The following is a 205-nucleotide window of genomic DNA, read 5'->3' as shown; positions in this document are numbered from 1 at the left end:
TTCAGGTACCGCCGCCACAGCCCTCGGAGAAGCCTCCATCGCCGACGGTGAAAGCGCCACGGCCCTCGGGCGCAAGGCCAATGCCACCGGAACAGCCGCGACTGCCGTCGGGTTGAACGCCCGGGCTTCAGGTATCGCCGCCACAGCCCTCGGAGAAGCCTCCATCGCCGACGGTGAAAGCGCCACGGCCCTCGGGCGCAGCGCC

Annotated in this window: 1 protein-coding gene; it reads left to right on the top strand. The window is 70.7% G+C overall.

All coding sequences use genetic code 11. The features are described 5' to 3' along the window. The coding region (locus ACLD7X_RS19650; protein WP_411425365.1) for a hypothetical protein at nucleotides 1-205 on the top strand (205 nt) is incomplete at both ends.

The sequence above is a fragment of the Aphanothece microscopica RSMan92 genome (genome assembly GCF_046613545.2).
Lineage (GTDB): Bacteria > Cyanobacteriota > Cyanobacteriia > PCC-6307 > Cyanobiaceae > NIES-981.
This window is presented reverse-complemented; position numbering and strand designations above follow the sequence as displayed.